We start from the raw sequence: 10047 nt of genomic DNA, 5'->3' as shown, positions 1-10047 counted from the left end.
GCAGTGACGGCGCTTGCGCCGGAGCGAAGCTAGTCCTGAGACCCCACAGGGAGCGCAGCGAACGAGGAGGCTCAGGCAGCTCCCCGCGGAAAGCGTCCGTCTGACGCGAAATGATGATAGAAGTCTAGCTTTCTCTACAATATAAAAAAGCAGAAACGGGATTGTCCGTTTCTGCTTTTTGCTGTTCTTATATAAATTGAATTATTCTGCGTCGAGCTGGATTACATTGGCAGCCTGTGGACCACGATTTCCATCAATAATCTCGAATGAGACGGGTTTGCCTTCCTGCAGGGTGCGAAAACCCTCACCAACAATCCCTGTAAAATGGACGAACACGTCATCGCCATCGTTATACTCAATAAAACCATAACCCTTTTCCGCGTTAAACCATTTAACTGTTCCCTGGTGCATGCACGTTCCCCCTTGGTATTGAGTACTTTCGTGGTACCATTAAGATAGTAATAATGGATGGCTTATACTATACACGAACCCTAGGGAACCGTCAATTTCACAAAGGAGCGGACATATGACACAACAGATTATCGAGAAATGCAGGACTCAGGTAAAAGCGGTTTATGACACATTCGATTCGAGCCATGACTGGCAGCACATCGAACGGGTTCTCAGCAATGCCGAAAAGATAATGGAAAAGGAGCCGGCTGACCGCTTTCTTGTCGAGCTTGCCATTCTGCTGCATGACGTATCGGACCCGAAATACAAACGGCATGACGAAAACCCCGAAATGGATATTCTTCAGTCGCTTGAGCTGCCGGAGGATCAGCGCAACAAGATAACCGATATCATCCGGCAGGTTTCATTTGGAGGCGGCAATGGTGAAGCACCGGCGACTATGGAAGCGAAAATCGTACAGGATGCCGACCGGCTGGATGCGATCGGTGCAGTTGGGATTGCCCGGACGTTCGCATTCGGCGGTTCGAGAGGCCGCAAATTATATGATTGGGGCGAAGAACCGAGAAAAAAGATGACCGAAGAGGAATACCGCAGCAAGCCTACAAGCAGCGCAACTCATTTTTACGAAAAACTGCTGCTGCTGAAAGAGCGCATGACCACGGAGACTGGAAAGCAAATAGCTGATGAACGGCATCAATATATGCTATCCTTTTTAGAGCAACTTAAAAAAGAAACGGATGGTAATGCATGAGCCACTTAAATATTACGAAACTGACCAAAACGGTCGGAGCAAAAACCTTGTTCAAAGATGTAGAATTTTCATTGTACCCGGGAGACCGTGCCGGACTGATCGGAGTCAACGGCACGGGCAAGTCGACGCTCATGTCGATTATTGCAGGAGAAATGGAAGCGGATTCGATTGTGATGGATCATCCGAAAAAATACGAAATCACGTATTTGAAGCAGGAGCCGGAATTCGATGAAACGCTGACTGTGCTGGAAACAGTTTTCTCCGGCGAGTCGCCGATCCTGCAGCTTAACCGCTCCTATGAAGAAGCGCTGAAAAACATGATGGTCGACTCCAGTTCAACGGAACTGCAGGAAGAACTGATGAAAATCCAGGAAGGCATGGAACGCGAGAATGCCTGGGACATCAACGCGCTTGCCAAAACGGCGCTTACTAAACTGGGCATTGATATGTATGACCAGCCGATCGGTGAATTATCGGGCGGGCAGCGGAAACGCGTGGCACTTGCCAAAGCCCTGATTGAGCCGGCTGACCTTATTCTATTGGATGAGCCTACGAACCATCTGGATGCTATTTCCACTGAATGGCTGCAGGAAACATTGCTGCGAATGAATTCAGCTATGCTGTTCGTGACGCATGACCGGTATTTCCTTGACGCCGTGTCGACACATATCTTCGAAATTGCCGATCAGACGATGTATACGCATAAAGGAAATTACGGCGATTATCTGGAAAACAGAGCCGTGCGCGAAGAAATGGCTGCCGCGTCGCAGCAGAAACTTGAAAACCGTTTCCGTTCGGAACTGAAATGGATCCGCCGCGGGGCAAAAGCGCGTTCGACAAAACAAAAAGCGAGAATCCAGCGCTTTGATGAAATAAAAGAAAATGTCCAAAAAGAAAATGACAACACATCGCTTGAACTGTCGATGCAGAGCCAGCGCCTCGGCAAGAAAATCATCGAAGGACAGAATGTCGGCATGTCATTCGGCGACAAGCACATCTTCAGCGGATTTGACTTCCTGCTTCAGGGCGGCGACCGCATCGGCATCGTCGGACCGAATGGTGCAGGCAAATCGACGCTGATGAAACTCATCGCAGGGGATTACGAACCGACCGAAGGGAAACTGGAATACGGCAGCACAGTGAAAATCGCCCATTTCACGCAGCATCTTCCGGAGATGAACGAAAATCAGCGAATGATTGAATATATTCAGGAAATATCCAATGACTATGAAGCGGAAAAAGGGGTTCGTCTGTCTGCCACGCAGATGCTCGAGCGTTTCCTGTTTCCTTCAAACGCACACGGCACGCAGATCGGCAAATTATCCGGCGGAGAACGCAAACGACTGTATCTGCTGAAACTGCTGATGGAACAGCCGAACATCCTGCTGCTCGATGAGCCGACAAATGATCTCGATATTCAGACGCTCGGCGTCCTTGAAGATTTCCTGGAGAAATTTCCCGGTGTCGTGCTGATGATTTCGCATGACCGCTTTTTCCTGGACCGCATCGCGCATAAACTGTGGACGACGGGCACAGGGCGCATCGAAGAATACCAGGGGCTTTATTCGGAATTTATCAAAGAAAAGCAAAGTCCAGTAACCCATGACTATAAAATTCCGGTTGAAGCGTTGACGCCGGAAAAGCCGAAAGCTGAAGCGAAAACAGCACCGAAAAAGAAAATGACTTACAAGGAACAGCAGGAATACGCCGTGATTCTGGAAGACATTTCTTCATTGGAGTCTAAAATTGAAGAACTTGAGAAAGAGATGGCGGCAGCCGGAGCGGATTACGATAAAGTGCGGACGCTGACCGAGGAAATCGATGAGCTGACCAAACAGTACGACGCCAAAATTGACCGCTGGACCTACCTTCAGGAACTGGCGGAAGTCTGAACCGAATAAATTCAGGGGGGATTTTTTGTGAAAATCAAAACGATTGAACCTACACCAAGCCCGAACACGATGAAAGTCATAATAGACCAGGAATTGCCGTTTGGCAAAAGCCATAATTACAATCGGGATAATCAGGACACAGCACCAAAGGAAATCCAAAATATCCTGGCGATAGAAGGCGTAAAAGGCGTCTATCATGTGGCGGATTTTCTCGCAGTCGAGCGCATTGCCAAGTTTGGGTGGGAAAATATTCTGGCGGATGTCAGAAAAGCACTCGGAGAAGACAGTGGCAGCAGTGAACCCGAAATAGAGCTGGATGAACATTACGGCGAAGTATATGTCCACGTTCAGGAATTCAAAGGTATTCCGCTTCAGGTGAAAGTTTTTGACAACAGCTCGGAAGAACGGTTTGGCATGCCGGAACGTTTCGTGACCGCGATGAACATCGTCATGGATCCGACGGAAGAAAATTACCTGCTTCAGCGCAAATGGGCAGATTACGGTGTCCGTTACGGTGAAAAAGATGAAATCGGCCGGAGCGTGGTCGAAGAAATCGAAGCGGCTTATCCACAGGAGCGGCTCGATGCACTGACGCAGACCAAAGATGCTGAAAAAACAGAAGCAGTGTCACGCGGACGCAAAGTGACTCCGGAGGAATTCGATGTGCCGGAATGGGAAATCCGATTCCAGCTGCTTGATCAGATGATTGAAGCCGAGGTGGAAGATTTGCCGCTCCTGGGCCTTGCGTTGGATGATGAGAAAATGTCCATCCGCAGACAGGCTGCCATCTATCTTGGAGACATTGAAGATAAAGCGGTTGTTCCGTATGTCGAGCGGGCGATGAAAGACAAAAGCTGGGCGGTCCGGAGAACGGCAGGCGACACCATCAGTGATCTGGGCTTTGAAGAATTTGAACCGATCATGATCGAAACGCTGAAAGACAAAAACAAGCTTGTCCGCTGGCGTGCAGCGATGTTCCTGTATGAAACAGGAACTGAAGCGGCACTGCCTGCTTTAAAAGAGGCAGAAGACGATCCCGAATTTGAAGTGAAGCTGCAGATAAAAATGGCGATTGCCAGAATTGAACAAGGTGAAGAAGCGGAAGGATCTGTCTGGAAACAGATGACTGAAGCGCGTCAGGCAATGAAAGATCAAAAATAAATTTTGAAGACAGTTTTTTAGCCAGCGGCTCCCATGCCGCTGGCTATTTTTATTGGAACAAAACTTCAGGTTGTCGATGGCCGATGTTTCCCGGGAATCAGAAAGAGGTATTAGCTTTTGAAACAGTATTATTTTAGACAGGCTAATTCAAGGAGGGGTTTTTAATGGAAGGAAATATCTTTTCGATAGAGATAATCTGTCAGGGGAAATATGAGTCGTGGGAATTCAAAAACGAAGTTGCAAGGGATGAATTGTTCAATAAAATACTGGAGCGCTTCAGGCAGCATGCCATAATGGACAAAGAAAGTGAGATCGATGATACGCGCATCCTGCAATTATCCGCGACCAGCCTGAAAATCAAGGAAGACGGCCAAGTTGATCAGCAGGTGCCCTATGAATGGTACGAGGCCGACCAGTTCGAAACGATACTCGGCTACATCAATAATGAATATCCGAAATATTAAAAACGCTTTTGAATGAAATCATCGCGGTATTCCGTTAGAATGAAAGTGGGAACTCCCTAAAGATACGTGAGGGCATTATAAACTAAGGTGGTAAAATATATGAATGCATACGACGAGTATATGAAAGGCATTGTCACACCAATGCGCAAAGAATTGACGGATCACGGTTTTAAAGAATTGCTGACACCGGATGAAGTCAACGAACATGTCACTGAGGCTTCCGGCATCACGCTTGCAGTCATCAACTCTGTCTGCGGCTGCGCCGCCGGCCTGGCACGTCCAGGAGTTATTGAAGCGCTGAACAGCACCGATGCGAAGCCTGATCATCTGGTCACCGTTTTCGCCGGCCAGGACAAAGAAGCGACAGCGCAGATGCGCAGCTATTTTGAAGATGTGCCTCCTTCTTCGCCGTCGATCGCGGTATTGAAAGACGGGCAGCTTGCTCATTTCATTCCACGCGAACAGATCGAAGACCATTCTGTCGATCATATCCGCGATCAATTGGTGCAGGCCCTCGAGCAGGTCGCCGAATAATGAAAACAATTGTCACGACTGCATACCGGCCAACTGAAAAAAACATTGCGGAAGCCCGGGGGATTGCCGAAACGCTGGATATCACATTCATCGAGCGCAATAAGCGGTCGATCGAAACTGTGCATATGGACGAACAATCGGATGTCATCGTGGCGATGAAGGAACGGCTGGAGCTTTACCCATTGGGTAAGGCGGAGCCGTTCTTTTTTCATCCGAATTCAGCGGCTTTCCGGACGAAACGGCCATTGGCACAGGATCCATTGATCGAAGTGTCGGGTCTTCAGCCCGGAGACAGTTTCCTCGATTGCACGTTGGGCATGGCTTCCGACGCCATAACCGCATCGCAGTGGGTTGGGGCCGATGGAAAAGTAGTAGGCTGCGAGAGCAACCCGAATATTGCTTTTATCATTCAGGAGGGGCTTCAGCGATACCAGGCGATGCCGCATCTGACTGGAGCCATGAAGAGGATACAGGTGATGCCGATGGACTGCATCGAATTTTTGAAAACGCTGGTGGACGGCAGTTTCGATGTCGTTTATATGGATCCCATGTTTACGGAGGAAATAAAGGAAGCATCCAATTTCTCGCCGGTGCGCAGTGCAGCCAATATGGGCCAGCTGACAGAGGAATGGATAGCGGAAGCGAAAAGAGTCGCAGTGAAAGCGGTGGTGCTGAAAGCCCATTTCCGCTCGGAAGATTTTGAGAGGTTTGGATTTACCCGGCGGGTCCGGCCGAATACAAAATTTCACTACGGTGCCATCAAATTCACGGATAATGACAAAATCCTCTCCTGATAGCCAGGAGAGGATTTTTTTGACGAGAAAATCAGTCAGTAAAGCTTAGTGATGTCAGATACCCGAGCATGAGCAGGAGACCTAGGCCGATCAGAATTGAAGCATCCATGAAAAATTCCTCCTTTTCAAAAAAACAGCGCATAATTGCTGTATTTATTGTACAATGAATTTCAAGAAGATGAAACCTTTACCATGTTAATTCGTATAATTAAACAAAGATGTTTACAAATTGTTCGAAATTGAAGGTGAATGAGATGAAAAATTGGTGGCATAAATCACTGGTGGTCGCTGTTGCTGTCCTGACTCTCGGCATGATTCCCCCGAACCATACCATTTGGGAAAACCTGCTCGAAGACAAGACGGAACTCAAAACCCATGCCGGAAAAAGTCCGAATACTCAAACTACATATGATTGGCTGGATCCATCCGAATTCTATTACAGCAATCCCTCCATACTGGAGACCATTCATCAGACGGCCGAAGAACAGGCGTACGTCAAATTTGGTTCGCGCATCGGCCCGGTGATCGAAGATGAATTCAAAAACGAAATCCTGCCGAACATCCAGCAGGCAATCGATCTTCATCTGGCACAGGTGGATGCGGACAGTCTCCGCAGACTGGCTATTTCGCAAAAGCCTTCGGGAGATCATTCCGAAAAGATATTTCATATTTACGACACAGAAACCAATAAGGATAAAATCCGTTTCCATGTAAGGACGGAAAAGAAGCCGCAGGAAGGGTATTACTTCAATTTCCATTACCATCTGGAGGATGATGATTTCCAGCAGCACATCACATTAGGCGATATTTACTGGTCGAAAAACACACCGCCGAAATGGCTCTCGTAAAACCGTTATATTTATAACGGTTTTTTTGTTATGATTAAACGTATAATGGAGGCGAATAAATAATGAAACAATACTTGGATCTATGTGAACATATACTTGAGAACGGCGCAAAGAAAGAAGACCGCACCGGTACAGGCACCCTGAGCATTTTCGGCTATCAGATGCGCTATAATCTTGCAGAAGGTTTCCCGCTGATGACGACGAAAAAAACCGCTTTTCGCCTGATCGTTTCGGAACTGCTGTGGTTTTTGAAGGGCGATACCAATGTCAGGGCGTTGATTGCGGAGAATAACCATATCTGGGATGAATGGGCATTCGGGCAATGGGTGTCGAGCAGTGAATACGATGGCCCCGATATGACGGATTTCGGCCGACGCGCTCAAAAAGACGGCGAATTTGCCATTCTTTACAAAGAACAGATGGGGGTTTTTCATAAAAAAATCCTTGAAGATGCAGCGTTTGCTGAAAAATATGGTGACCTGGGACCTGTCTACGGCAAACAATGGCGTTCATGGCAAACTACTACCGGAGAAACGATCGACCAATTGAAAAATGTGATTGAATCCATCAAAAAAAATCCGGACTCCCGCCGGCACCTCGTGACCGCCTGGAATCCGGAATTTGTCGAAGATATGGCTTTGCCGCCATGCCATACGATGTTCCAATTCTATGTGGCAGACGGCAAATTATCGTGTCAGCTTTATCAGCGCAGCGCCGATGTATTTTTGGGTGTTCCTTTTAATATTGCATCATACGCCTTGCTGACACATTTGTTAGCACGCGAATGCGGCCTGGCAGTCGGGGACTTCGTCCATACGACAGGAGATACGCATCTTTACCTGAACCATCTTGAACAGGTGAAGGAACAGCTCAGCCGGACACCGAAAAAATTGCCGGTACTCCAGATTAATGAAGACGTCGAATCGATTTTTGATCTGACATTGAACGATATCAGCATTGAAGGCTATGACCCGCATCCGCGGATTTCGGCACCAGTCGCCGTTTAGGAGGTAGAATGATGATTTCATTGATGGTGGCACATGATCCCAACCATGTCATTGGACGGAACAATCAATTGCCGTGGCATATACCGGAAGATCTTGCTTATTTTAAAAAACATACGATCGGCAAAGGCATTGTAATGGGCCGCAATACGTACGAGTCGATCGGCCGTCCGCTCCCGAAGCGCCGCAATATTGTTGTGAGCCGCAACAGGGAATTGAAGATTGAAGGGACGGACATCGTCCATTCGATCGAAGACGCTGTTAAACTGGCGCAGGAAGTCCATGAGGAAGTGATGATCATCGGAGGGGAACAGATCTTCAGAACGGTGCTGCCTGAAGCGGACCGCCTCTATATCACATTGATCCATCAGGAATTCGAGGGAGACACATTCTTTCCTGACTACGGAGAAGGCTGGGAACTTACTTCCGAATCTGAACGCCTTGAATCCGGCGGTGTGCCATTCAGTTATTTGATATTTGATCGCAAAGGCGGAGAAACGGCAGATGCTTAGCACAATCAGAACCTTTTCCTTTCTTTTCGGCTATCTGCCCGTTGCGGCGCTGAAGCTGAGAAGTTTTCAAAAAAAGAAGCCCCAAATGACCATCGAAGAATATGATCGGTTGATTCATACAGAACCCCAAAAATGGGCTTCGGAAATCATGAAACGCACCGGAAGCAGAGTGGCGGTCACCGGCCTTGATGTTCTGCCGGCTGGGCCGGTTCTGTTCGTCAGCAACCACGAAGGGAATTTTGACATACCGGTCATCCTTTCGAGCATCCCGAAGCCTTTTGGTTTTATTTCGAAAAAAGAAGTGAAAAAGTTTCCGGTCATACCGGTTTATATGGAAGATATGAATTGTGTCTTCATTGACCGCACCGATCGGAGAAGTGCTCTGAAATCGATTTCGGATACAGCAGAGAAATTAAAAGAAGGCCATTCCATCCTGATTTTTCCTGAAGGCACACGCAGCAAAGGCACCGGCATCGGCGAGTTTAAGGCAGGTTTCATGCGCATCGCGGCTGATGCGGGAGCGCCGATAGTACCACTTGCGATCAAAGGCACAGCGGATATCATGGAGAAAAACAATAATAAGATCAGACCGGCTAAAGTGTCGCTGCAGGTGCTCGAACCGATTCTGCCTGAAACGTATGCCGCCCTGCCTTCAAAAGAGGCGATCCGCATTATCCATGGCATGATTGCAAAGGCGCTTGATGAGCAGTCTTAATAGTTGCCATGCATCCTTTATGTTTTTAGAATAGGAAATAAGGTATATAAAGAAGAAGGAAGTGATGGCATGTCAAGGATTCACATAGTAACGGATTCGACTTCGGATCTGCGCCAGGAAGTATTGAAGGAATTGGATGTGCACATGGTGCCGTTATCCATCCAGATTGGGGATAAAACCTATTTGGACCGGGTTGATCTTGAACCGGAGCCATTTTTGGAGCTTATGGCAAAATCGGATGAACTTCCGAAAAGTTCACAGCCGGCTCCCGGTGTGTTTAAAGAACTTTACGACGAGCTCGGCAAAGACGGCGGCCAGGTTTTATCCATCCATATGACCGGCGGAATGAGCGGTACAGTCGAATCCGCCCGCGCTGCTGCAGAACTGACGGATACCGATGTGACAGTCATTGATTCCCGTTATATTTCCTATGCGCTTGCTTTCCAGGTGATTGAAGCTGCCCGTATGGCGAAAAATGGAAACTCGATGGAAGAAATCGTCGCGCGCGTCGATGAAATCAGACGCAATACTAAATTATATGTCGTTGTCGACACTTTGGACAATTTGGTCAAAGGCGGCCGTATCGGCAAAGGCCGCGCGATGGTTGGATCGTTTCTGAAGATCAAACCGATTGCCTCGCTTGATGACGGAGAATATACCCCGGTCGCGAAGGCGCGCAGCCATAAAAAAGTGGTCGATTATCTGTATGAAGATTTTATTGAACGTACAAAAGGCAAGATCGTCAAAGGAGTGGGCCTTGTGCATGCAAATGGCCTGGCCATGGCTGAACCGCTGCGCCAGCGTATAATCGACTCCGGTTTCACGGATACCAAATTTGATTTCACGACTCCGGTCATTTCAACCCATACGGGGATCGGCGCAATCGGATTCATGTTTTATACTGAATAAATCGAAAAGCGGAAGCGCCTGGTCAGCTCTGACAGGTATAAGGCGAACCAGC

12 protein-coding genes are annotated in these 10047 nt (G+C 48.0%); 11 read left to right on the top strand and 1 reads right to left on the bottom strand.

Annotated elements, in window-relative coordinates; genetic code table 11:
- Positions 1 to 201: 201 nt before the first annotated feature.
- Positions 202 to 411 carry a cold-shock protein gene (locus KW93_RS00860; RefSeq protein ID WP_033541062.1) on the bottom strand — a complete coding sequence of 70 codons (210 nt, stop codon included), beginning with the start codon at positions 409 to 411 and terminating at the stop codon, positions 202 to 204.
- A gap of 115 nt (positions 412 to 526) precedes the next feature.
- Between KW93_RS00860 and KW93_RS00855 the strand changes: the two genes are divergently transcribed.
- The 11 genes from KW93_RS00855 to KW93_RS00805 all read left to right on the top strand — a co-directional run bounded on the left by KW93_RS00855 (position 527) and on the right by KW93_RS00805 (position 9995).
- Positions 527 to 1162, top strand: a complete 636-nt coding sequence (locus KW93_RS00855) for an HD domain-containing protein (protein ID WP_033541061.1) — start codon at positions 527 to 529, stop codon at positions 1160 to 1162.
- Positions 1159 to 3054 (top strand): ABC-F family ATP-binding cassette domain-containing protein, encoded by a 1896-nt coding sequence (locus KW93_RS00850; protein ID WP_033541060.1) that lies wholly within the window; start codon positions 1159 to 1161, stop codon positions 3052 to 3054. Before KW93_RS00855 ends, KW93_RS00850 begins: the two co-directional genes overlap by 4 nt.
- A 27-nt stretch (positions 3055 to 3081) precedes the next feature.
- Positions 3082 to 4215, top strand: coding sequence for a conserved virulence factor C family protein (locus tag KW93_RS00845; protein ID WP_033541059.1), 1134 nt, complete (start codon positions 3082 to 3084; stop codon positions 4213 to 4215).
- Positions 4216 to 4379: 164 nt separating this feature from the next.
- Positions 4380 to 4679, top strand: a complete 300-nt coding sequence (locus KW93_RS00840) for a hypothetical protein (RefSeq protein WP_033541058.1) — start codon at positions 4380 to 4382, stop codon at positions 4677 to 4679.
- Positions 4680 to 4778: 99 nt separating this feature from the next.
- The gene (locus KW93_RS00835; protein WP_033541057.1) at positions 4779 to 5213 is read left to right on the top strand and encodes a BrxA/BrxB family bacilliredoxin; all 435 of its coding nucleotides are present in this window, start codon (positions 4779 to 4781) and stop codon (positions 5211 to 5213) included.
- Positions 5213 to 6007: a class I SAM-dependent methyltransferase gene (locus KW93_RS00830; RefSeq protein ID WP_033541056.1), complete on the top strand. Its 795-nt coding sequence runs from the start codon at positions 5213 to 5215 to the stop codon at positions 6005 to 6007. The genes KW93_RS00835 and KW93_RS00830 overlap by 1 nt, the downstream gene beginning before the upstream one ends.
- A 254-nt stretch (positions 6008 to 6261) precedes the next feature.
- Positions 6262 to 6855, top strand: a complete 594-nt coding sequence (locus KW93_RS00825) for a YpjP family protein (protein ID WP_033541055.1) — start codon at positions 6262 to 6264, stop codon at positions 6853 to 6855.
- A gap of 62 nt (positions 6856 to 6917) precedes the next feature.
- A complete protein-coding gene (locus KW93_RS00820; protein ID WP_033541054.1) occupies positions 6918 to 7862 on the top strand; it encodes a thymidylate synthase in 945 nt (314 codons plus the stop codon).
- Positions 7863 to 7873: 11 nt separating this feature from the next.
- Complete coding sequence (locus KW93_RS00815) at positions 7874 to 8371, top strand: dihydrofolate reductase (RefSeq protein WP_033541053.1); 498 nt, start codon at positions 7874 to 7876, stop codon at positions 8369 to 8371.
- Positions 8372 to 8456: 85 nt separating this feature from the next.
- Positions 8457 to 9086, top strand: a complete 630-nt coding sequence (locus KW93_RS00810) for a lysophospholipid acyltransferase family protein (protein WP_235318328.1) — start codon at positions 8457 to 8459, stop codon at positions 9084 to 9086.
- Positions 9087 to 9155: 69 nt separating this feature from the next.
- A complete protein-coding gene (locus KW93_RS00805; RefSeq protein ID WP_033541051.1) occupies positions 9156 to 9995 on the top strand; it encodes a DegV family protein in 840 nt (279 codons plus the stop codon).
- Positions 9996 to 10047 lie beyond the last annotated feature (52 nt).

The sequence above is a fragment of the Planococcus sp. CAU13 genome (assembly GCF_000775575.1).
In the GTDB taxonomy this organism is placed as follows: Bacteria; Bacillota; Bacilli; order Bacillales_A; family Planococcaceae; genus Planococcus.
This window is presented reverse-complemented; position numbering and strand designations above follow the sequence as displayed.